The sequence below is a fragment of the Pseudomonas sp. PB103 genome (assembly GCF_009764635.1).
Taxonomy (GTDB): Bacteria; Pseudomonadota; Gammaproteobacteria; order Pseudomonadales; family Pseudomonadaceae; genus Aquipseudomonas.
In genome coordinates this window covers 40433-62980 of record NZ_RWIL01000173.1, presented here as the reverse complement: position 1 = coordinate 62980, position 22548 = coordinate 40433, and the positions used below count along the sequence as shown (strand labels likewise).

The window sequence follows — 22548 nt, the reverse complement described above, 5'->3', positions numbered from 1 at the left end:
CACGAGAATTCCCATGAAATCACTTGCGTTGGCGGCGTGACCCCGACGGGCGGTCGACTGTCATACCAGCGCATCTTTCTTGAGGCCTTACAGCATGCACGACTTACAAGACCTGATTGATAACAACGAGCGTTGGGCTGACGCGATCACCAAGGAAGACCCGGATTTCTTCGCCAAGCTGGCGCGCCAGCAAACGCCGGAATACCTGTGGATCGGCTGTTCCGACGCACGTGTGCCGGCCAACGAAATCGTTGGCATGTTGCCCGGCGACCTGTTCGTTCACCGTAACGTTGCCAACGTGGTGCTGCACACCGACCTCAATTGCCTGTCGGTGATTCAGTACGCGGTCGATGTGCTCAAGGTCAAACACATCCTTGTCACCGGCCACTACGGCTGCGGCGGTGTGCGCGCCTCGATGCAGGACCGTCAGTTCGGCCTGATCGACGGCTGGCTGCGGTCGATCCGCGATCTGTACTACGAAAAACGCGAAGAACTGGCCAAGTTGCCGACCGAAGAAGAGCAGGTCGATCGTCTCTGCGAACTCAACGTGGTCCAGCAAGTGGCCAACGTCGCCCACACCAGCATTATCCAGAACGCCTGGCATCGCGGGCAGAGCCTGTCGATCCACGGGTGCATCTATGGCATCAAGGACGGTCGCTGGAAAAGTCTCAACACCACCATCAGTGGTTTCGAGCAGTTACCGCCGCAATATCGTTTGCGTCCGGTCGGCGCGCCGTAAGACACGCGTCAGCGCCCGCTCGAATGTCGCCAGCGCTGGAGAAAACGCTGACCTTCAAGGTTGGGTGGATCGTCGTAGCCGGTGATCCACCCGCGACAGAGCGACGCTCCGCAAGTACAGGCGAACTGCTGCAGGAGTTTGTCTTCGGTGGCGGCGTAATCCATGGTCAGGCGCTCGCCACTGTGGATATCTTTCAGCGCCCACAGCCATAACTCGCTCATGTCGAGAAAGACGTTGGGGTCGCAGGAGTGCTCCAGCAGGCCGCAAAAACGCGGGTCGTAAATGTGAATGCCGATCTGCAACTGGCGGGTTTGCCGACACCGATAGGGCAGCAATTGCCCGGACACCCGGCACATCCGACTGATACGCAGAAAATCCCGCCGGGCCACCACTGCTGCGCCATTGCCCGCGTCCGGGTGAACGATTTCGAAATCAAGGCAGGAGGGGAAACCCAGGCGAACAGGCAGTCCGGCGAACGGATAAATCCCTTTTGCATCCCTCGCCTGACTGGCTTGAAAGGCATGGCTGTTCATAACGTTCCTTGTTGTTCGGGTGTTGCGACTCCCGAAGGCTGACGTCCTGTCAGTCCTGCAACACGTTCTGTGGAACCAATCGTCGTGTATGTGCCGAGAAGGGTCTACTGTCAGATCTGACAGGCGCGATAGACGCATCCCCGCGTCAGCTCAGGCTGACACAGGAATCCTGTCATCGGTTACAGATGCGGCGCTGCAACCGCGGCTTGCGGCAGTGGCGCCTGCAATTGCTTGAGTTGCGCCTTGATTGGCGTCGAGGCGCATTTGGCGGCGGCCTCTGGCTGGCTCAGGTTACGGATCGAGGTGTAGAACAGTTCGCAGGTTTTGCCTTTCTGCGTCACTTGCCAGGTCTGCGTGCAATTGTTGAGCGTGGTCTGCGCATTGCTTGCCGGTCTGGTGCCCATGTCGGCCTGCCAACAGGCGGCGCTCAAGTCCTGACCCATGACCTTGAGGCCGGCCGCATCCGCCTTGGCCGTGTCGCCGTCGTAGCTCGCCGGGTCAGCGGCGTACCAGATGTAGCTCGGGTGGTTGGAGCCCAATACCGGCACTTTCACGCCTGCGCTCGGGCTGATGCTCGCCAGGCCCAGGACATTCACGGTCGGCCCGTATTGCTGCTTGATCCAGTTACGCACCGGCGCCCCGAACGCGACCATCGGCAGGGTGGTGCCAGCGGCGTTCTGGCTGAACTGTTGGACCAGCGTGGTCTGATAGTCCTTGAAGTAGTCATAAACACCTTCGAGATCCTTGCCCGCACTGGACGGCGCCGCGATCGGGGCGATGTCGATGATGGTCTGGAAGGCTGGCGTCTGCTCGGCGGGAATGCCGTTGAAAGTGAGCAGCGCTGCCCAGCGATCCGTGGTGTTGGAACGTAAATAATCCTGCGCCTGAGTCAGTGAGTAATCCGGCGGGAAGTGCAGCAACTCAATGCTTTTGCGATTTTCCAATGCCATGCCCAGCGGCAGGAACAGGTACCAGCTGTACGCCCATTTGCCGTCGGCGTTGAGTTTGCTGGCGCCGGTATAAGCCAGGTCGCCGGCGTCGAGCAGCGCGGACAGCGGCTTGTCATAGCCCTTCGGCACGCCACTGATTTCAGCGTAGAGCTGGCCGTTATCGTTTTTCACCCGAACCCTGGCGTCGGTGTAGCCGTCGCGCTGCACGCTTTGGCTCAGGTAGTGGGCGACGGTCTGCTCCAGCGACCAGTTGCGAAAGCAGATCACGTTGCAATTGTTGGGGTAGGCGAAGAGGCGCGTGACGCGCTCGGTGCTGCCCAGCTTCAAGTCGACATCGGCGTGGGCGGCCGCGCTCAACGTCAGCGCGGCGAGGGTCAGTCCTGCGAGTTTGAACATGCTCAGATCCTTTTCAGCGTGGTTCCCGTGGGTCGGGGCGGCTCATAGTGGATCAGCCGCGTGGCGCAGAAAAGCCGTCATGCGCAGTTTTTTGCGCCACCTCGCAGGACCCTTTGCTCAGGCCCGGAACTGCAGGGCGTTGGTCAGATCGCCCATGGGTTTCTGACCACGGGCGATCATCGCGTCATCGCGCTGTTTGAGGCCGTCGAGCGTTTCCAGTTGGAACACCCGGGTGATCAGACGCAGGATCGATGCGGTGTCGTACACCGTGTGATCCACCGTACCTTTGCGGGCAAACGGCGACACCACCAACGCCGGCACCCGTGACCCCGGCCCCCAGCGATCGCCTATGGGCGGCGCGACGTGATCCCACCAGCCGCCGTTTTCGTCGACCGTGACGATCACCACCATGTTTTTCCACTGCGGGCTTTCACGCAAAACCTTCAATGCGCGGACGATATGGCGATCCCCCGAGGCAACGTCGGCGTAACCGGCGTGCATGTTCAGGTTGCCCTGAGGCTTATAGAAACTCACCGCCGGCAGCTTGCCGGCCTCGGCATCGGCGAAGAACTTGTTGCTGGTTGACTCGTCACCCAGGCCGGCATCGCGCAGGCGTTTGTCACGCTCGGCGGGGTTTTCCGGGCCTTGCTGTTTGAAGTAGTTGAATGGCTGATGGTGATACTGAAAGTTGGGGATTTTCGGGATGCCGCCGGAATCCTTGAACTGCTCCAGCGTCGCTTGCCACGCACCGGCGTACCACGCCCAATCGACATTCTTCTTCGACAGCTTGTCGCCGATGTGGTCGTGAGTCTGCGGCACCATGACATTGGGCAGATCGGGCTTGGCATACGCCGGGCGTTGCGGGTCGCGAATCCACGTCGGCCAGTAGGGCGGGGCGAGGGTATTGACCCCGAAGCCGTCCGGGGTCAATGCACTCGGGCCGAACTGCGGCGGGCCGGTCATGGCGCTGGCTGGGGACTGTTCCAGCGGTTTCAGGCGCGAATCTTTCGGATCGTCGCTGTGCAAGGCAGCGATCTGCGACTTGGCCACCGAATTGGCCGCGTCCGGATAGAACGGCGCGGTGGCGCTGATCAAGTACTGGTGATTGAGGAACGAGCCGCCGAAAGCGCCCTGGAAGAAGTTGTCACACAGCACGAATTCCCTGGCGACATCCCACAGGCGCAATGAATAGCGACTCTGGGCGTAATGGCCCATGGTCAAACCGCCGGAGTCCGCCCAAGCGACGAAGCCGTCGTTCTTGCCGCCATTAATCTGCATCTGGTTCTGGTAGAACACGTGCCACAGATCGCGTGTCACCAGGCCGAACGGCAGATCCTCGCCGCTCGGGCCTTTAAGGGCGAACGGCGCGTTGGGTAGATTTTCCTGAAACTGTGTGGCGCTGGGGTAGGTCACGCCATCGAGGGTTTGCGGGCCGATCTGCAAGGTGCCGCCCCAGACGGGCGGCAAGGTTTGCAGCAATGAGCCGTCGCGATCACGTTGTTGATAGTCGGCGGGCTTGAGCGCCGCCAGCGGCTTTTCGACACCGGGGAAATCACCGAACAGGTTATTGAAACTGCGGTTCTCGGCGTAGATCACAACTACGGTTTTCACCTGCTCGCGCAGGGCCTTGTCCAGCTCGGCCGGGGTTAACGGATGTTCGGCCGGTTTGCCGGGCTGTTCGCCGGTGTTGCCACAGGCCGCCAGCGTCGCGCCGACACCGAGCACCGCGACACCCCCGAGGAAGCGGCGGCGACTGGTATCGGTGGGATTGTCGGATTCAGGGGAAGGTGCGTCGGTGCCGTCTGTTTCGTCGATCATGTCTCAGCCCGCTTTGCTTAAATGTTTCAGTATGTTTCGGGCGGACGCTAGCAAGGGGGTGTGACGGTTGGGTTACAAAAGGCGCGGTGTTTACAGCTCTCGAGCACTGCTAGACTGGCGCTATATTGAATCTGGCATGGGTGAGCCATGAAACCTTCCACTGCTCTTGATTTGCAGCGATCAGCCGTTCGCGAGGTTATAGGCCGTTTTCGCGTGGCCAATCCTCGGGTGTTTGGTTCCGCATTGTTAGGTACGGACATGGAAGGAAGCGATCTTGATTTGTTGGTAGATCCCTTGCCCGGCACTACCCTGTTCGATCTAGGTGGTCTTCAAGTTGAGTTGGAGGACCTGCTGGGTGTCACTGTTGATTTGCTGACTCCAGGAGACCTCCCGCTGAAATTTCGCCAGAAGGTTCTTGATCAGGCCCGTCCCGTATGACCGAAAACCGCCTCAGCGATTACCTTGAGTACATGCGCCTGGCGTCGAGCGATGCGCTGATTTTTGTGGAAGGCCTGAGCAAGGAAGAGTTCGTTGACGATAAGCGAACTCAGCAAGCGGTCATCATGAGTCTGATCATCATTGGCGAGGCCGCGACCAAAATAATGGACCGCTTTCCGGATTTCGTGGCGCAGCATCCAATGATTCCCTGGCGCAATATGCGCGGAATGCGTAACTGGATTGCTCACGGTTACTTTGATATCAACCTGGCTGTAGTGTGGGAAACGGTTCACTGCGCTTTGCCTGAATTACTAGCCTCCTTACCCACCGCGCCAGATTGATTGCACCCGCCCTGAAGCAGGTGCAATCAACTCAAACTACGGCATCACCGGCGGCGTATACGCCAATGTCGTCCCCAGCGCCCACAGCAACAGCAGCACCAGTGGCGTGTGCACCAGCAACTGCACGAACGAGAAGCCGATCAGATCCCGCGCCTTCAGCCCAAGCACCCCGAGCAGCGGCAGCATGTAGAACGGGTTGATCAGGTTCGGCAGGGCTTCCGCCGCGTTGTAGATCTGCACCGCCCAGCCGAGGTGGTATTGCAGATCGTTGGCGACCTGCATCACGTACGGCGCTTCGATGATCCACTTGCCGCCGCCCGACGGAATGAAGAAGCCGAGAATCGCCGAATACACGCCCATCAGCAGCGCATAGGTGTCGTGCGAGGCGATGCTGACGAAGAACGTCGAGATGTGATGCGCCAGGGTTTGCGCATCGGTGCCTTTGACCGTGGTCATCAGCGCGGCGATCGAGCCGTACAACGGGAACTGGATCAATACGCCGGTGGTGGTCGGCACCGCACGGGCCACGGCATCAAGGAAGCTGCGCGGACGCCAGTGCAGCAGGGCGCCGAGCATGATGAACAGAAAGTTGTAGGTGTTCAGCCCGGAGATCGCGGTGATCGCCGGTTTGGTCGAAAACTCGTGGAACAGCCATCCCGCCGCCAGCAGCACCAGCACGATGATCAGCAGCGGGCTGTGTTCCAGCCATTCACCCGGACGGGTGCGTGGTTGCAGCGGCGGCAGATTGAAGGCCGGGTCAATACCGCAGGCCTTGGCGTCCCGCGCAGAGTTCGGGCCGGGCGCGGTGGCGTAGGCGATGATGATCGAGATCACGATCAGCGCCAGCAGCATGACCCCGGACTGCCAGAGGAAAATGGTTTCGGTGAACGGAATCACCCCGGTGATCGACAGGATCGATGGCGGCAGGCTGCCGGGGTTGGCCTGCAACTGTGCCGCCGACGAGGACAGGCCCAACGCCCATACCGCGCCGAGGCCCAGATACGCTGCGGCACCGGCGGCGCGGTAATCCATTTTCAGATCGGTGCGGCGGGCGAGGGCGCGCACCAGCAAACCGCCGAACACCAGCGACAGGCCCCAGTTGAGCAACGAGGCGACCATCGAGATCAGTGCGACCCAAGCCACAGCAGAGCGGCCGTTCTTGGGGATTCGCGCCAGACGGTCGATCAGTTTTACAGCGGGCGGCGAACTGGCGACGACGTAGCCACCAATCACCACAAAGGCCATCTGCATGGTGAACGGGATCAGGCTCCAGAAACCATCACCGAAGGCCATGGCGGCATCGGTGGGCTTGGCGCCCATCGCCAGCGTCGCCAGCGCAACGATGATGACGGCCAACGCGGCGAACACCCAGGAATCGGGAAACCAGCGTTCGGCAAAACTTGAACAGCGCAGGGCAAAGCGCGCAGAGCGGCTATCTTCGATATCAACGGCCACAGGAATACCTCGGATTTTTATGGTTATTGTGGTGTTGCGGACGAAACAGCCATTACCTGTGTAGGAGCGAGCCTGCTCGCGATAGCGTCCGTTCATTCAACATGTGAATTGACTGATCTGGCGCCATCGCGAGCAGGCTCACTCCTACAGGGGTTTGACCGTGGGGGTCGCCATGTCTCAACAGTAATTCAACTGCCGACGCTTTGTGAGCAGGTTTTGCAAAACCGGGACTATGGTCTAACGGGTTGTCCATCCGCCCGTTTGCGTAGACCATGGGCGCCTTGGTTTTTTGCCTGATCCAGAGTTCTTTGCCATGACTGCCCAATCCACGGCCAAACCCGCGCCGTTCAGCCGCTCCGACTACAAGACCCTCGGCCTTGCGGCCCTTGGCGGGGCGCTGGAGATCTACGATTTCATCATTTTCGTATTCTTCGCCCTGACCCTCAGCCAACTGTTCTTCCCGCCAGAAATGCCCGAGTGGATGCGTCTGCTGCAAAGCTTCGGCATCTTCGTCACCGGCTATCTGGCTCGGCCGCTGGGCGGGATTCTGATGGCGCATTTCGCCGACAAACTCGGGCGCAAGAAAGTTTTCAGCCTGAGCATCCTGATGATGGCGCTGCCATGCCTGCTGATCGGGATCATGCCGACGTATGCGCAGATCGGCTATTTCGCGCCGCTGCTGTTGCTGGCGCTGCGCATCCTGCAAGGCGCGGCGGTGGGCGGTGAAGTGCCGAGCGCTTGGGTGTTCGTTGCCGAACATGCGCCGACCGGCCATCGCGGTTATGCGTTGGGCTTTCTGCAAGCCGGGCTGACCTTCGGTTACCTGATCGGCGCGCTGACCGCGACGTTCCTGGCGCAAGTCTTCACCCCGACGGAAATCCTCGATTACGCCTGGCGTTATCCGTTCCTGCTCGGTGGTGTGTTCGGCGTGATTGGCGTCTACCTGCGTCGCTGGCTGAGCGAAACCCCGGTGTTCATGGCCATGGAAGCGCAACGCGAGGCGCGCGTCGAACTGCCGTTGCGCACGGTGCTGCGTGAGCATCGGCTGGCGATGTTGCCGGCCATGCTGCTGACCTGCGTGCTGACCTCGGCGGTGGTGGTGTTTGTGGTCATCACCCCGACGATGATGCAGAAAACCTTCGGCATGTCCGCCAGCCACACCTTCGCCCTCAGCGCCTTGGGCATCGTCTTTCTGAATATCGGTTGCGTGCTCGCCGGGCTGCTGGTCGACCGCATTGGCGCCTGGCGCACGGTCATGCTCTATAGCCTGTTGCTACCGTTGGGCATTGGCGTGCTCTACGGCTGCCTGATCAGCGGCGGCGACTGGATTGGCATCGCCTACGCCATCGCCGGTCTCGCCTGTGGCGTTGTCGGCGCGGTGCCTTCGGTGATGGTCGGTTTGTTCCCGGCGCGCATTCGTGTGTCGGGCATTTCCTTCACCTACAACATTGCTTACGCCGCCTGGGCCAGTTTCACACCGTTGTTGCTGATCGGTCTGATGCCGTGGAGCCCGTGGATCTGTGTGATTTTCTGCGCGGTGATGGGCGTGGTGGGCATTCTGGCTGCGGCGTATTTCGGCGCGCGGATGCCGCGTACGGGACAGTGCCAGGCGGCGGGCCCGGCCTGATCGTGCGCAGTCGAATTATTTTTGACTGACGGGTCGCAAGGGCGCTTCAGAAAAACTTTCCAAGGCCGATGGTTAGGCTGCATCCCGCTTTCTATCCTGCCCATCGGTACCTTGCCATGTTCAACAAACGCCTGAAGCAAGAGCTGGCCGCTCTTCGTGAAGAACTCTCCAGCCTTGTACAAGTGAAGGAAAGCCTGGAAAGCGAGATGCTGGTGCTGAACCTTGAGCCCGATGGCCGGGTGCAGTCAGTCAACCAGAACTTCCTCAACGAGATGCTCTACAAGAGCCACGACCTCATCGGGCGGGCGATTGAAGACATCGTACCGGTGCATGTGAAGTCCGACGATTTCCATCATCGCTTCAAGAACGCCCTGACCCGCGGCGAGCATTTCGCCGGTGCCATCCGCCTGATGCGCGGCAATGGTGAAGAGGCGTGGCTGCGCTCGATTGTGCAGCCGGTGCGCTCTTCGGATGGGCGGATCAAGCACATCTCGATCTTTGCCAGTGACCTGACCCGAACCATCGAAGCGTCTCGCGAACACGAAAACCTGATCGGCGCGCTGGTGCGTTCCACGGCAGTAATCGAGTTCGATCTCAATGGCAATGTGCTAAACGCCAACGACCGCTTTCTCAACGGCATGGGCTACAGCCTGGCGCAGATCAAGGGCAAACATCACCGCATGTTTTGCACGCCGGAGGAGTACAACAGCGTTGATTACCAGAATTTCTGGCGACGTCTGAACAATGGCGAATTCGTGGCTGAACGGTTCAAACGAGTCGACAGTCATGGTCGTACGGTCTGGCTGGAAGCGTCCTACAACCCCGTGGTCGATGCCAACGACAAACTGTACAAAGTGGTGAAGTTCGCCACGGTGATCACCGATCAGGTCAATCGCGAACAAGCCGTGGCCGAAGCCGCCAACATTGCCTACAGCACGTCGCAGCAAACCGACAGCACCGCCCAGCGTGGCACCACGGTGGTGACCGAGGCGGTCAACGTGATGCGCGATTTGTCCAGGCACATGCAAACCGCCGGGGAAGGCATCGAAGCGCTGAACGAGCAGTCGCTGGTGATTGGCACCATCGTCAAAACCATCAGCGGGATTGCCGAGCAGACCAACCTGCTGGCGCTCAACGCGGCCATCGAAGCCGCGCGGGCCGGTGAGCAGGGCCGTGGCTTCGCGGTAGTGGCCGATGAAGTACGCCAACTGGCCTCACGTACCAGCCAGGCGACCGACGAAATTGTCGGCGTGGTTCGGCAGAATCAGGAGATGGCCCGCAACGCCGTGGCGCTGATGACCGACGGCAAGCTCCAGGCTGAACAAGGACTGGCGCTGGCGGCAGAGGCGGGCACGGTGATCGTCGAGATTCAGGACGGTGCGCAGAAGGTCGTCAATGCCGTCGGCCAGTTCGCCAACCAACTCTCGCACTGAAGCCCCACCCAATCCCTGTAGGAGCTGTCGAGTAAAACGAGGCTGCGATCTTTTGATCTTAATGTTGAGGTCCAAGATCAAAAGATCGCAGCGTTCCGCCGCTCCTACAGGTTTTTCACCAGCAGATATTTCGATGCTGGCGCTACAATCGGCTCCTTTTCTCCCCGGAGCAGACCCCTATGAGCGACTCCCACCGCCGCCCGGTTCCCCTCAACAGAGCCTACCGTTTGCTCAACCACGGGCCGACCGTATTGGTCAGCGCCGCCCATGATGGCCAACGCAACATCATGGCCGCCGCCTGGGCGATGCCGCTGGATTTCGAACCGCCGAAAGTTGCCGTGGTGCTCGATAAAGCGACCTGGACGCGGCAGTTGCTCGAAGCATCGGGCACTTTCGTCCTCAACGTACCGTGTGCCCAACAGGCCGATATCGTGCAAACCGTCGGTACCACTTCCGGTCTGGATATCGTTGGCAATCAGGGCCACGACAAGTTTGAAGCGTATGGCCTGCAAACTTTTGCCGGAGATCTCGTAGACGCGCCGCTGCTCGACGGCTGTGTTGCCTGGCTTGAATGTCGGCTGCTGCCGGAGCCGCACAACCATCAGCAGTACGATCTGTTCCTCGCCGAAGTGATTGCCGCTCACGCCGATGCGCGCGTATTCAGCGAAGGGCGCTGGCATTTCGACGGCCACGATTCACTGCGCACGCTGCACCATGTGGCGGGCGGGCATTTCCTCACCATCGGTGATGCGCTGGATGGCAAAGTGCTGACGGCGAAACCATCGGCATGAAATATAAATTAACGTTTTGCAGTAATTAATTATTGTTTTACGATAATTTTATCGTCTATGGTTTGTCTCACATTCATTCTGTGAGGCATCCCATGACTTCCGTTTCTCTCGCGCAATTCAGCCGTCGCATGGCCACGATCACGCTGCTGCTGATCATTCTTATGCTGGTACTCAACGCCGCAGTCTGGTTATTCCCGACGCTGGGCAGCAAGGACGGTCTGGGCCTGGGGTTCGCCTTGAGCGAACGCCAGCTCTCGGACATGACCAGCGCCGCTACGGTGTTCCCGTGGTGGCAAACCCTGGGCGCCATCGTGCTGTCGAGTATTCCCCTGATCGCATTGGCCTTTGGTTTGAAGGCGCTGCGCCGTCTGTTCCAGTGCTACGCCACGGGTGAGTATTTTTCCGCTGAAGCCGCCGGTCATCTGGGCAAGGTCGGGCGCGCCGTGGCTCTTTGGGTACTGCTGGATTTTCTCTGCGAGCCAATGCTCAGTCTGTGGGTTACGCAAAACGCACCGGTCGGCGAGCGCATGGTGACCCTGAGCGTCACGGCTTCCACCTTCGTCGCACTGTTCATGGCCGGCTGCATTTCGATCATTGCGCGTATCCTGTCGCAAGCCAGCGAAGTGGATTCCGAAAACCGTACTTTTATTTGAGATCGCCATGTCTATCGTGATTCAGCTGGATGTGATGCTCGCCTTGCGCAAAGTCAAATCGAAGGATTTGGCCGCAGCCATCGGCATCACCGAGGCCAATCTGTCGTTGCTCAAGCAGGGCAAGGTCAAGGGCCTGCGTCTGGCAACTTTGGACGCCATCTGTGAATACCTGAACTGCCAACCCGGCGACCTTTTGATACGCGTGCCGGATGGCGAACCTGCTGTTTAAAAGCAGTGCTCAACCCATGGCAAAACGCTGTGGGATGCTGCAAGGTATGGGGCATTGTCGAATCAATCAGGCACATGCCCCATGGATCTCTCAACTGTGAGCTACTTTGCTCCACTGCTGTCGCTGGCGTTTTTGTGGACAGTCGCGGTGATCACGCCGGGGCCAAACTTCTTCAATATCGCGCAACTGGCCGTCAGCCGTTCGCGGCGCCATGGCGTCGTCGCCGCACTTGGCGTGGCCAGCGGCACAGTGTTGTGGGGATTGGCCGGCGGATTGGGCATCCAGTCATTGTTCAGCGCCGCACCGACGCTGTACCTCAGTTTCAAGATCGCGGGTGGCTGCTACCTGATCTACCTCGGCCTCAAGCAATTCAAGCGCAAAGCCGCTACCGCGCCGGGTACGCTGGATGCGTCGCAGCAAACACTGCGCGGCGCCTATGCCCGGGGCTTTCTCGGCAACATGACCAACCCGAAATCGGCACTGTTTGTCGCCACCATCTTCGCCACGGCCATGCCCGCCCACATACCCCCTCTGCTGCTGGCGTTGGCGGTGCTGACCATGGCCACGCTTTCCTTCACTTGGTATTGCAGCGTCGCGCTGTTCTTCGCCAGCCGCCGGATGGCGAGTATTTACGAACGCTCGCGTAAGTGGCTGGATCGACTGGCGGGTGGCTGCTACTTGCTGTTTGGCGCGCACTTGGTGGCGAGCCGTTGAGCGAAAACAGGCTGAACGAACAGAACTTGTGGCGAGGGAGCTTGCTCCCACCGGGGCGCGAAGCGGCCCTAATCTTAAATCCAGGAGCAGGGCCTGCTGCGCAGTCCAGCGGGAGCAAGCTCCCTCGCCACAATCCTCAATCCCCCAACGCTTCCCCTTCACGCCGTGGATCCGCGCCACCTTCGAGCGTTGCTTTGCCCTGCGCATCCTTGACCCGCACGATGGCCTGAGTGCCGCTGGTCATGTCGATTTCGCTCACGGCATGTCCCTTGTCTTTCAGTGCCTGAATCAGCGCCGGGCTGAATTGGCCTTGTTCCAGTTCGGTCGGGCCGTTGCGGCTGCCGAAGTTGGGCAGGCTGATGGCGCTTTGTGGGTCGAGGTTCCAGTCGAGCAGGCCGATGGTGGTTTTGGCCACGTACTCGATGATCTGCGAGCCGCCCGGTGAGCCGACGCTGGCGAGGAATTCGCCGCTGTTGCGATCGAAGATAAGCGTGGGAGCCATCGACGAGCGTGGGCGTTTGCCGGGTTCGACGCGGTTGGCGACTTTTTGGCCTTTCTCTTCAGGGATAAAGGAGAAGTCGGTCATCTGGTTGTTGAGCAGAAAACCCTGAACCATCAGGTGCGAGCCGAACGCCGCTTCGATGGTGGTGGTCATCGACACGGCACCGCCGAGGTCATCCACCGCGACCACTTGTGACGTCGAGATACGCAGTGGCGAACGGTCGGGCGCGTAGGCCACCTGCACACCCGGCGGTGTGCCAGGTTTAGCGGTGCCCATGCTGCGCTCGCCGATCAGGCTGGCGCGGCTGGCCAGATAACCCGGGTCGACCAGGCCTTTCACTGGTACAGGAACGAAGTCAGTATCGGCCACGTATTGCGCACGGTCGGCGTAGGCCAGACGTTCAGCTTCGGCGATCAGGTGCACCGCTTGTGGCGCGGGTTCGATGCCGGCGGGTTTGTCAGTTTTCACCGGTTTCAGTGGGTTGAGTGACAAGCGCGGATCACGGGTTTCCAGCGCCTGCAAGGTGCCGAGAATCTGCGCCACCGCGATGCCGCCCGACGACGGTGGCGGCATGCCGCAGACCTGCCAGCGTTTGTAATCGGTGCACAGCGGCGCGCGTTCTTTGGCTTGATAGTGCTGAAGATCGTTCAGCGACAGGCTGCCCGGGTTGGCGTGGCCCTGAACCTTGGCGACGATTTCTTCGGCGATCGGGCCTTTGTACAACGCATCCGCGCCTTCGTTGGCGATGCGTCTGAGCACCGCAGCCAGGGCCGGGTTTTGCAGTCGCGTGCCGACGGCTTTGACGCTGCCATCGGCATTGAGGAAATACGCGGCCATGTCCGGCGAGTTGCGGATCACCGGATCAGATTCCAGCAGCGAATACAGGCGCGGGGAAATCGCGAAACCTTGTTCGGCGAGTTTGATCGCCGGTTCAAACAGCTTCGCCCATGGCAGGCGACCGTGTTGTTTATGCGCCATTTCCAGTGCGCGCAAAACGCCCGGAGTGCCGACTGAGCGGCCGCCGATCTGTGCCTGTGGGAACGACATCGGTTTGCCGTCAGGGCGCAGAAAGAGTTTCTCGGTAGCACCGGCCGGTGCGGTTTCGCGGCCGTCATACGTGCGCACGTGCTTGCCGTCCCACAGCACGATCATCGCGCCGCCGCCGATCCCGGAGGATTGCGGCTCAACCAGCGTCAGCACCGCTTGCATCGCAATCGCCGCATCAATCGCCGAACCGCCCTGACGCAGCATCTCGCGACCTGCTTCAGCGGCCAATGGATTGGCGGCCGCTGCCATGTGTTGGCTGGCGTGGCGGGTTTGCAAATCGGTGCGGAAACCGGACGCGGCTTCCGGTGCCAGCGGCAGGGTCGAGGAGGGCGGGGCGTTGCAGGCGGTGAGGGTCAGGGCACTGATGATCAGTGTCAGGGCAGGCAGGCGAAAGCGCTTCAAGGGCAAGGCTGAAAACACGCGGGCTCTCCGTCCGTGGATTAAAAGTCTGAGGGACTTTATCGACCGCTCGGTCGCGACGCAAACCGGTGGGCATTTTTGTCTTTCTTTTCCGGGCGGATGTTCGCTAGGGTCAACCTCGATTGATCGGGCGCACGCGTCCCCTTTCAGGAGTGAGCCAGCTCGCGATAGCGGTGGGTCAGTCAGCGATGATGTTGAATGTGATGACGCTATCGCGAGCAGGCTCATTCCTACAATTTCAACTTCAACAAGAGGCCGACATGCACAGCGAGTTCCCCACCGAATCCAGCTACCGCGATCAACGCGAACAGTTCATCGCCGCCGCCAATACCGCCGGAGCGGCGCTCACCTCGTATGCACATCCGCGCTGTGGGCCATTTGGCGAACCGTTGAGCACCGACGTCGCTGTGCTCGGTGATCCACAGGCCAAACGCCGATTGGTGGCTCTCAGCGGTACTCACGGCGTGGAGGGGTATTACGGTTCCGACTGCCAAATCGATTGGCTGAAAGATTTTCTCCCAGGCTCCCTGCCCAAGGATGTCGCGGTGGTCATGGTGCATCTGATCAATCCGTGGGGTACCGCATGGCTGCGTCGGGTCAACGAAGACAACATCGACCTCAACCGCAATCACCTGGATTTCACCGGGCCGCTGCCGGACAACCGCGCGTACGCCGCACTGCATGAAATCTACGCCTGCACCGATTTGCACGGCCCCGAGCGCAAACGCGTCGATGCCATGCTTGATGCACAGATAAAAGAACACGGTTGGCCAGCGGTGATGTCGGTTGTCGAGGGCGGTCAGCACAGTCATCCCGACGGACTGTTTTACGGTGGCCGCGCGCCGAGCTGGTCGAATCGCACCTTGCATCAAATCATCGAAAAGCATCTGGCTGGCGCTGAAACCGTGATGTGTTTTGACCTGCACACCGGCGCCGGCGAATACGGTCATCCGATGTTGCTGACGATTACGCAGGCACCTTACCCGGCACTCGCGCAAGCTCAGACAATTTACGGCCCATGGCTCTACACCCTGCACACCGGCGCCGACACGTTGAGCGAAACCGGAGTGGCAGCGACGGCTACCGGATACACCTCACAAGCGTTGCTCAATGCTTTACCAGACGTGCAGTTGATGCCGTTCGTGATCGAATGCGGAACCTATCCGGGCGCGGACGTGCATCGGCATTTGCGTGATGACCATTGGCTGCATCTGTATGGTGATCCACTGGATGCGGTAGGGCGTGAGATCAAACTGAATCTGCTGGAGCAGTTTTATCCGGCCGATCCGGATTGGCGGGCAATGGTCGGTTTGCGCACTCGACAGATCTGGGCGAAAGGGTTGTCGGCGTTGGAAAACTGGTAGCAGTAAATCATCAGTGTCTTTGCTGCCGGCACTTTCCTCCAAGCACAGAAAACGGCTCACTTTGCGTCGCATTGCTCACTTACGCACAGTGCACGAGATCACACAGACTCGGTTTGCACGGACCTTAGGTCTTTCCCGGCAGACCTTTCAGGGCTACGAGGAGGGCGCGCGCAGCATGCCGGTCACGACGCTGGTGAAGATGGCATTTGCGCTGCGCGTTCCTGTTGCATACCTGCCCGGGGTTCCCTCGTACACGGAGACGCCCAGACGCAGCTTGACCTCGACATGGTATCGACGGCTGCAGTCCATCAATGAGCTTTCGAAGATCCAGCAGAAGGTCATTGCGCAGATGCTCGATGCCCTGATCGCACAGGCAGCGACCAAAACAAGCGACGAAGAGAAGGATGTTTGAAGTGACAGATCACCTCGACTTTTCTCGAGGCATAAAAAAACGGCCTACCTTTCGGTAAGCCGTTTTTAGTACTTGGTGGCTACACAGGGACTTGAACCCCGGACCCCAGCATTATGAATGCTATGCTCTAACCAACTGAGCTATGTAGCCAAGTGGCGCGCATTATTCCCCTGAAATGGAAAAGCGTCAAGCGTAAATTTAAAATATTTCTTCTTATTTTCAACCGCTTATCCTCCAGCCCCGAAAATAAAGGCCGGGCAGGGTGTCAGTTCAGCTGGAATCTCGCCGTATTGGCACTTAATGCATGGCTGCCCCGGCTCAAGGTATCCGCCGCCAGATTCACCGCACGTGCGCCTTCAAGTAAACGTACGGCCGCCTGATCGACCTGCTGAATATTGCCGCTGACTTCATCGGCGGTGCTCGCCTGTTCTTCAACCGCCGTGGCGATCTGCGCCAGGGTATCGGTGACGCTCTGCACGGCGCTGGCGATTTCGCCCAGGCGTTCACCGAGACCGGTGACCGACTCGGCATCGGTTTGCGCCTGGCCGCACGCCGCTTCCATCAAGCTCACCGCTTCGTTGACCGTGGCGCGCAGGCTGTCGACCGTACCGGCGATCTGTGCGGTGGACGATTGCGTGCGTTGCGACAGGCTGCGCACTTCGTCCGCCACTACGGCAAAACCGCGACCCTGTTCACCGGCCCGCGCGGCTTCGATGGCCGCGTTCAGTGCCAACAGATTGGTCTGTTCGGCAACGCCGCGAATAGTGTCGACCACCAATTGAATCTGTTGGCCTTGCTCGCTGACCCGACCCAGCGCCGCAGCAGTGTCGTTCAAGCGCTGATTGAGCTGCTGAATACTCGCCGTGGTGCGCTGGCTGTCGCGGCTGCTGTCAGCAGCGATGCGCTGGGTGTGCTGAGCGCTGCCTGAGGCCTGTTCGCAGCTTTGCGCGACACCTTGCGAGGTCGCGGCCAATTGTGTGGCGGCTGCGGCGATCTGGCTGATCTGCAACTGTTGCGCTTCGACTTCGCCGAGGGCGCCGCTGGAGTGCTCGTTGAGACTGCGCACGGCCTGGCTCAACTGCGAGGTCTCGTGATCGACGCCGAGCATGCTTGTGCGCAATTGCACCACGGCAACGTTGAGCGCAGTGCTGATCGCCGCCAACTCATCGCGGCCCACCACCGGCACTTGCAGGCTCAGGTTGCCGTCGCGCAGGGCTTCGGCGAGCAGGGTGATGCCGCTGGCGCTGCGGCGAATCGAAGCTTGCAGGCAGACAAACAGATACAGCGCCGCGAGCAGCAGGCAGCCGAAGATCGCCGCGACGATGATGAACTGACGGATCGCCGAGCCGTGATAGGCGTCAAGTCGCTGATCCAGCGACACCAGTGATTGCTGGCGCAAGGCGGCGAGGTCGCTCAGCAGGGCATCGAGGTTGCGCTCGAAATCGTCCGGTTTGAGCGTGATGCTGCCGCCGAACACGCCGTCGTCGAGCACCTTCAGGCCGCTGTCGAGACGTTTCAGGCTGTCGTGGTATTGGCTGGCCCAGCTCTGTTGATCTTTCGGCAAGCGTGCTTCGAGCAGCGTGGCGGTTTTCACCAGTTGTTCGCGGGCATCGCCGATGCGGCTGCGCAAGTCGCGTAATTGCAAACGGCTTTGCAGGGTGAATTGGCCGGAGACCACCGAGGCTTGACCGACGGCGGCGAGGCGGCCGACCCGTTCGATCAGGTCCGGCGCGTGTTGCGTGGAAATTTGCGTCAGCAAGTAGGTTTCCAGCCACGGCGCGAGGGTCAGGCGATTGTCCATGACGATCTGTTCGCGCAACGCTTGCAGAACGCTGAGGGCGTTGGTGAAACGGTCATAACCGTCCGGCCACCAACCGACACCGCTGAGGCTTTTCGAGTCCAGGCCATTGAGCGCGGTTTGCAGGGCCTGATAGCGGCTGAGGGTTTCGCCTTCGGCACCTTCGTTTTTCAGCGCGTTACCCAAGTCCGTGGTGGCTTGCAGAACTGCCGGTTGCACTGCGTCGAACGCGCCCATGGCGGCGAGGGTAGCGGGCGTCGGCTGGCGATTGGTTTCCGTGGCGCGCCAACGGGCGGCGCGATCACGTTGGGCGGCGAGCAGGTTGTCCAGCGCATCCAGCGCCAGCAACTGGCGGACACCCGCGCGTTCGCCGGAGATCAGATTGAGCTTGTCGCGATAGTCCTGGCCGATCATCAGCAGACTGCCGGCCAATGGCAGAATGAACAGCAGAAACAACAACTGGAATTTACCTGCGAAGCCAAATCGCCCCAGCAATCTGATCCCCGGTGAAAGAAAAGCCTGCATGCCCCATGACTCCTCTGGACACCACGCACCAACGGCGTGCATCGCGGTCGTTCGACGTTGATGTTGTGCCCTGCTAAAAGGCCTCGAAAGTTCACTCTCGCCCGCTCTGTAGGCCGGCTCTGTAGCGAAACTTCCCATTGTCGGTGCCCTTTGTAAGGGCGCCGCGTTCAAGGGAAGTAGCAAGGCAAGATTCAGACCATGGCGTTGCGCTATCACCTAAATCCCATCCCCTGTAGGAGCTGCCGAAGGCTGCGATCTGTTGATCTTTGTTTTCAAGATCAAGATCAAAAGATCGCAGCCTTCGGCAGCTCCTACATAATTCATGTCAGTCAGTTGGTCAGTTGGTCAGTTGGTCAGGTTTAGTGGGTCAGGTTTAGTTGGTTAGTTAGCTGGCTAAGGGGATGGCGCTCGCGCACTGAAAAATGGCACATTGACGCACCTGCCTGTGCGCACCCATCTGTTGTCCGGAAATTCTCATGGCTATCAGCAACGCTCAGACCGCCGCTGCCTCGGCGCCCGCTGTTCCGCAAAGCAGTCCATTGGTGATGCGCATTATCGGCGCGGTGGCGCTGGCGCATTTGATCAACGACTTGATCCAGTCGGTACTGCCGTCGATCTACCCGATGCTCAAGGCCAATTACGGCCTGACGTTTACTCAGGTCGGCCTGATTACTTTGACCTTTCAACTGACGGCTTCGCTGTTGCAGCCGTGGGTCGGCTATCACACTGATCGGCATCCGAAACCATGGCTATTGCCGGCCGGTTCGATCTGCACGCTGATTGGCATTGTGATGATGTCGATGGTCGGCAGTTTCCCCTTGATTCTGCTGGCGGCGGCGCTGATCGGTATCGGCTCTTCGACGTTTCACCCCGAGGCCTCGCGAATTGCACGACTGGCCTCTGGCGGACGCTTTGGTCTGGCGCAATCGACCTTCCAGGTCGGTGGTAACGCCGGCTCCGCGTTCGGTCCGCTGCTGGCGGCGGCGATCATCATTCCGTTCGGTCAGGGCAACGTGGCGTGGTTCGGCTTGTTCGCGGTGTTTGCGCTGTTCGTGATGTACCGCATCAGTCGCTGGTACGCCCATCACTTGAACCTTTTCAAGCTCAAGGCCGGCCAGGCGGCAACTCACGGTTTGTCGAAGGGCAGGGTGACCAGTGCGTTGGTGGTGCTGGGGCTGTTGGTGTTTTCGAAGTATTTCTACATGGCCAGCCTGACCAGTTACTTCACGTTCTACCTGATCGAGAAGTTCGACCTGTCGGTGGCCAGTTCGCAACTGCACCTGTTCCTGTTCCTCGGTGCGGTAGCGGCGGGGACATTCTTCGGCGGGCCGATTGGCGACAAGATCGGCCGTAAGGCGGTGATCTGGTTCTCGATCCTCGGCGTGGCGCCGTTCACGCTGCTGATGCCTCACGTTGATCTGTTCTGGACGACTGTCCTCAGCGTGGTGATCGGCTTCATTCTGGCCTCGGCGTTCTCGGCGATTGTGGTGTATGCGCAGGAACTGGTGCCGGGGAATGTCGGGATGATTGCCGGGGTGTTTTTTGGTTTGATGTTCGGGTTTGGCGGGATTGGCGCTGCGCTGCTGGGGCATCTGGCGGATGTGCACGGGATTGAGTACGTGTATTTCCTGTGCTCGTTCCTGCCGTTGTTTGGCGTGTTGGCGATCTTCTTGCCGCGCACCAAAAAGGCCTAAGATCAAAAGATCGCAGCCTTCGGCAGCTCCTACAGGTGTACATCAATCCCATGTAGGAGCTGCCGCAGGCTGCGATCTTTTAACAATCTGCCATGTCTAGTCCTGAAATAGGTTTACACCTATTTCAGGACTAGACACCAGGCACAAAAAAGCCGCGTATCAAACGCGGCTTTTTCTTGGGCGTAATGCTTACACGTTGAAACGGAAGTGCATCACGTCGCCGTCCTTGACGATGTAATCCTTGCCTTCCAGACGCCATTTACCGGCTTCTTTGGTACCGGCTTCGCCCTTGTACTGGATGAAGTCGTTGTAGGCGATCACTTCGGCGCGGATGAAGCCTTTCTCGAAGTCGGTGTGGATCACGCCGGCGGCCTGAGGTGCGGTGGCGCCGACTTTGACGGTCCAGGCGCGGACTTCTTCGACACCGGCGGTGAAGTAGGTCTGCAGGTGCAGCATTTCGTAGCCGGCGCGGATCACGCGGTTCAGGCCAGGCTCTTCCAGGCCCAGGGCCTCGAGGAACATGTCTTTCTCTTCGCCGTCATCGAGCTCGGCGATTTCCGCTTCGATCTTGTTGCACACCGGAACGACCATCGCGCCTTCTTCTTCGGCGATGGCGCGAACCACGTCCAGGTGCGGGTTGTTCTCGAAACCGTCTTCAGCGACGTTGGCGATGTACATGACCGGTTTGGTGGTCAGCAGGTGGAAGCCCTTGATCACTGCCTTTTCGTCAGCGTTCATGTTCTTCATCAGGCTGCGTGCCGGCTTGGCTTCGGTGAAGTGCGCGATCAGCTGCTCCAGCAGACCTTTCTGAACCACTGCATCCTTGTCACCACCCTTGGCGTTACGCGCGACTTTCTGCAGTTGCTTCTCGCAGCTGTCGAGGTCGGCGAAGATCAGTTCCAGGTCGATGATTTCGATGTCGCGCTTCGGGTCGACGCTGTTGGAAACGTGGATCACGTTTTCGTCTTCGAAGCAGCGCACCACGTGAGCGATCGCGTCGGTTTCACGGATGTTGGCCAGGAACTTGTTGCCCAGGCCTTCACCTTTCGAGGCGCCGGCAACGAGGCCCGCGATGTCGACGAATTCCATGGTGGTCGGCAGGATGCGCTTCGGATTGACGATGGCCGCCAGTGCTTCCAGACGCGGATCCGGCATCGGCACGATGCCGCTGTTCGGCTCGATGGTGCAGAAGGGGAAGTTCTCGGCCGCAATACCGGATTTGGTCAGGGCGTTGAACAGGGTGGACTTGCCGACGTTAGGCAGGCCGACGATGCCGCAATTGAATCCCATGGTGTTTCCCCTCGGAGTAGAGTCAGGCCTTCTGGCTGTGCAGGTTTTTCATCGCGCGGTTCCATTCACCGGCGAGGATATCCGGCAGCACGCCGAGGGCAAAGTCGATGCTGGCATCGAGTTTTTCCTGTTCGGCGCGTGGCGCACGACCCAGGACGAAATTTGAAACCATACTGGCGACGCCCGGGTGGCCAATGCCAAGCCGCAGGCGGTAGAACGTATTCTGATTGCCCAGTTGCGCAATGATGTCGCGCAACCCGTTGTGACCGCCATGGCCGCCGCCCTGCTTGAGCTTGGCAACGCCCGGAGGCAAGTCGAGTTCGTCGTGCGCCACGAGGATTTCTTCAGGCTTGATGCGGAAGAAACCGGCGAGTGCCGCCACGGCCTGGCCGCTGCGGTTCATGTAGGTGGTGGGAATCAGCAGACGAACATCCTGACCCTGGTGCGAATAGCGCCCGGTCAGGCCGAAATATTTGCGATCGGCCACAAGATTCACATTCTGTGCGTGGGCGATGCGCTCAACAAAAAGGGCCCCTGCGTTATGCCGGGTCTGGTCGTATTCGGCGCCTGGATTTCCCAGGCCAACGATCAGTTTGATGGCAGTCACGATAGGGGCCCTTCCTTTGAGTGGTGGATAACATCGCCGCGATCAGGGATAGCGGCGAAAGTGGACGAAAAATGCTCATTTACCATGAATGTAAACTCCGCGATCTCGCCCGCTTTCTCGCTACGTTCCAGTCCGCGATGTTACTTGCTCACTCAGGCATGACAGAGTGAATTACTCTGCTGCGCCTTCTTCAGCTTCTGGAGCAACGCGTGGAGCGTGTACGTTTGCAACAGCTTTGTCGTCACCGTGAGCCAGTGCAACGAACTCAACGCCTTTAGGGGCTTTGAGGTCGGACAGGTGAACGATTGCGCCGATTTCCAGAGCCGACAGGTCGACTTCGATGAACTCAGGCAGATCTTTCGGCAGGCAAGTTACTTCGATTTCGTTCAGGACGTGCGAGATCTCGCCGCCTTTCTTGGTCGGAGCTTCTTCACCAACAAAGTGCACAGGCACGATAGCGGTCAGTTTCTGGCCGGCTACGACACGTACGAAGTCAGCGTGCAGAACGTGACCCTTGGACGGGTGACGTTGCAGAGCTTTGATGATGACGTTCTGCTTTTTGCCGCCAACGTTCAGTTCGATAACGTGGCTGTAGGCAGCATCGTTTTCGAGCAGTTTGGCAACTTCTTTGGCCAGCATGCTGATGGATTCAGGGGCTTTTTCGCCACCGTAAACAACAGCTGGAACCAGAGCGGCGAGACGACGCAGGCGGCGGCTCGCACCTTTCCCCAGGTCGGAACGCAGTTCAGCATTCAGAGTAAAATCGTTCATT

21 protein-coding genes, 1 tRNA gene and 1 pseudogene are annotated in these 22548 nt (G+C 59.6%); 13 read left to right on the top strand and 10 right to left on the bottom strand.

The genetic code is table 11. From position 1 onward, the window contains the following. The first annotated feature begins 94 nt into the window (after positions 1–94). On the top strand, positions 95–739 hold the full coding sequence (gene can / locus EJA70_RS30130; RefSeq protein WP_008079586.1) for a carbonate dehydratase: 645 nt from the start codon (positions 95–97) through the stop codon (positions 737–739). Between the two features lie 8 nt (positions 740–747). On the opposite strand, the gene EJA70_RS30125 is transcribed toward can, so the two are convergent. The 3 genes from EJA70_RS30125 to EJA70_RS30115 form a co-directional block, all read right to left on the bottom strand. Then, the gene (locus EJA70_RS30125) at positions 748–1272 is read right to left on the bottom strand and encodes an SET domain-containing protein-lysine N-methyltransferase (protein ID WP_158836225.1); all 525 of its coding nucleotides are present in this window, start codon (positions 1270–1272) and stop codon (positions 748–750) included. Between the two features lie 179 nt (positions 1273–1451). Next, positions 1452–2618, bottom strand: a complete 1167-nt coding sequence (locus EJA70_RS30120; protein ID WP_158836223.1) for a hypothetical protein — start codon at positions 2616–2618, stop codon at positions 1452–1454. 117 nt (positions 2619–2735) lie between these two features. Then, on the bottom strand, positions 2736–4436 hold the full coding sequence (locus EJA70_RS30115; RefSeq protein ID WP_158836221.1) for an acid phosphatase: 1701 nt from the start codon (positions 4434–4436) through the stop codon (positions 2736–2738). 147 nt (positions 4437–4583) lie between these two features. Here EJA70_RS30115 and EJA70_RS30110 point away from each other — a divergent pair, with 147 nt between their 5' ends. Beyond that, a complete protein-coding gene (locus EJA70_RS30110) occupies positions 4584–4874 on the top strand; it encodes a nucleotidyltransferase family protein (RefSeq protein ID WP_045123053.1) in 291 nt (96 codons plus the stop codon). Then, positions 4871–5215 carry a DUF86 domain-containing protein gene (locus EJA70_RS30105; protein WP_158836219.1) on the top strand — a complete coding sequence of 115 codons (345 nt, stop codon included), beginning with the start codon at positions 4871–4873 and terminating at the stop codon, positions 5213–5215. Before EJA70_RS30110 ends, EJA70_RS30105 begins: the two co-directional genes overlap by 4 nt. Before the next feature lie 36 nt (positions 5216–5251). On the opposite strand, the gene EJA70_RS30100 is transcribed toward EJA70_RS30105, so the two are convergent. Next, complete coding sequence (locus tag EJA70_RS30100; protein ID WP_008079580.1) at positions 5252–6670, bottom strand: short-chain fatty acid transporter; 1419 nt, start codon at positions 6668–6670, stop codon at positions 5252–5254. 313 nt (positions 6671–6983) lie between these two features. Here EJA70_RS30100 and EJA70_RS30095 point away from each other — a divergent pair, with 313 nt between their 5' ends. The 7 genes and pseudogenes from EJA70_RS30095 to EJA70_RS30070 all read left to right on the top strand — a co-directional run bounded on the left by EJA70_RS30095 (position 6984) and on the right by EJA70_RS30070 (position 12117). Then, positions 6984–8297, top strand: a complete 1314-nt coding sequence (locus EJA70_RS30095) for an MFS transporter (protein ID WP_158836217.1) — start codon at positions 6984–6986, stop codon at positions 8295–8297. Positions 8298–8365: 68 nt separating this feature from the next. Next, positions 8366–9190 (top strand): annotated as a pseudogene (locus EJA70_RS31510) (PAS domain-containing protein); the annotation flags it as partial. Next, entirely contained in the window at positions 9170–9730 is a 561-nt protein-coding gene (locus EJA70_RS31505; protein WP_256677777.1) for a methyl-accepting chemotaxis protein, read from the top strand. The pseudogene EJA70_RS31510 and the gene EJA70_RS31505, both read left to right, overlap by 21 nt. Before the next feature lie 179 nt (positions 9731–9909). Continuing rightward, the gene (locus tag EJA70_RS30085; RefSeq protein ID WP_158836213.1) at positions 9910–10521 is read left to right on the top strand and encodes a flavin reductase family protein; all 612 of its coding nucleotides are present in this window, start codon (positions 9910–9912) and stop codon (positions 10519–10521) included. Positions 10522–10613: 92 nt separating this feature from the next. After that, the gene (locus EJA70_RS30080; RefSeq protein WP_158836211.1) at positions 10614–11174 is read left to right on the top strand and encodes a DUF2975 domain-containing protein; all 561 of its coding nucleotides are present in this window, start codon (positions 10614–10616) and stop codon (positions 11172–11174) included. Positions 11175–11181: 7 nt separating this feature from the next. Continuing rightward, positions 11182–11403: a helix-turn-helix transcriptional regulator gene (locus tag EJA70_RS30075; RefSeq protein WP_008079575.1), complete on the top strand. Its 222-nt coding sequence runs from the start codon at positions 11182–11184 to the stop codon at positions 11401–11403. A gap of 81 nt (positions 11404–11484) precedes the next feature. Next, complete coding sequence (locus tag EJA70_RS30070; RefSeq protein ID WP_158836209.1) at positions 11485–12117, top strand: LysE family translocator; 633 nt, start codon at positions 11485–11487, stop codon at positions 12115–12117. 136 nt (positions 12118–12253) lie between these two features. Here EJA70_RS30070 and ggt read toward each other — a convergent pair whose 3' ends face one another. Then, complete coding sequence (gene ggt / locus EJA70_RS30065) at positions 12254–14086, bottom strand: gamma-glutamyltransferase (protein ID WP_158836207.1); 1833 nt, start codon at positions 14084–14086, stop codon at positions 12254–12256. 260 nt (positions 14087–14346) lie between these two features. Between ggt and EJA70_RS30060 the strand changes: the two genes are divergently transcribed. Beyond that, the gene (locus EJA70_RS30060) at positions 14347–15450 is read left to right on the top strand and encodes a DUF2817 domain-containing protein (RefSeq protein WP_158836205.1); all 1104 of its coding nucleotides are present in this window, start codon (positions 14347–14349) and stop codon (positions 15448–15450) included. A 13-nt stretch (positions 15451–15463) separates the two neighbouring features. After that, entirely contained in the window at positions 15464–15862 is a 399-nt protein-coding gene (locus tag EJA70_RS30055) for a helix-turn-helix domain-containing protein (RefSeq protein ID WP_158836203.1), read from the top strand. A gap of 73 nt (positions 15863–15935) precedes the next feature. On the opposite strand, the gene EJA70_RS30050 is transcribed toward EJA70_RS30055, so the two are convergent. Both EJA70_RS30050 and EJA70_RS30045 read right to left on the bottom strand, forming a co-directional pair. Beyond that, positions 15936–16012: transfer RNA gene (locus EJA70_RS30050), tRNA-Met, on the bottom strand. Between the two features lie 115 nt (positions 16013–16127). Next, positions 16128–18185 carry a methyl-accepting chemotaxis protein gene (locus EJA70_RS30045; RefSeq protein WP_158836201.1) on the bottom strand — a complete coding sequence of 686 codons (2058 nt, stop codon included), beginning with the start codon at positions 18183–18185 and terminating at the stop codon, positions 16128–16130. A gap of 476 nt (positions 18186–18661) precedes the next feature. Here EJA70_RS30045 and EJA70_RS30040 point away from each other — a divergent pair, with 476 nt between their 5' ends. After that, positions 18662–19879: an MFS transporter gene (locus EJA70_RS30040; RefSeq protein WP_158836199.1), complete on the top strand. Its 1218-nt coding sequence runs from the start codon at positions 18662–18664 to the stop codon at positions 19877–19879. Positions 19880–20068: 189 nt separating this feature from the next. On the opposite strand, the gene ychF is transcribed toward EJA70_RS30040, so the two are convergent. The 3 genes from ychF to EJA70_RS30025 form a co-directional block, all read right to left on the bottom strand. After that, positions 20069–21169 (bottom strand): redox-regulated ATPase YchF, encoded by a 1101-nt coding sequence (ychF, locus tag EJA70_RS30035; protein WP_158836197.1) that lies wholly within the window; start codon positions 21167–21169, stop codon positions 20069–20071. Between the two features lie 22 nt (positions 21170–21191). Further along, positions 21192–21776 (bottom strand): aminoacyl-tRNA hydrolase, encoded by a 585-nt coding sequence (gene pth / locus EJA70_RS30030; protein ID WP_008079560.1) that lies wholly within the window; start codon positions 21774–21776, stop codon positions 21192–21194. 171 nt (positions 21777–21947) lie between these two features. Then, complete coding sequence (locus EJA70_RS30025) at positions 21948–22547, bottom strand: 50S ribosomal protein L25/general stress protein Ctc (RefSeq protein WP_008079559.1); 600 nt, start codon at positions 22545–22547, stop codon at positions 21948–21950. Between the last annotated feature and the right edge of the window lies 1 nt (position 22548).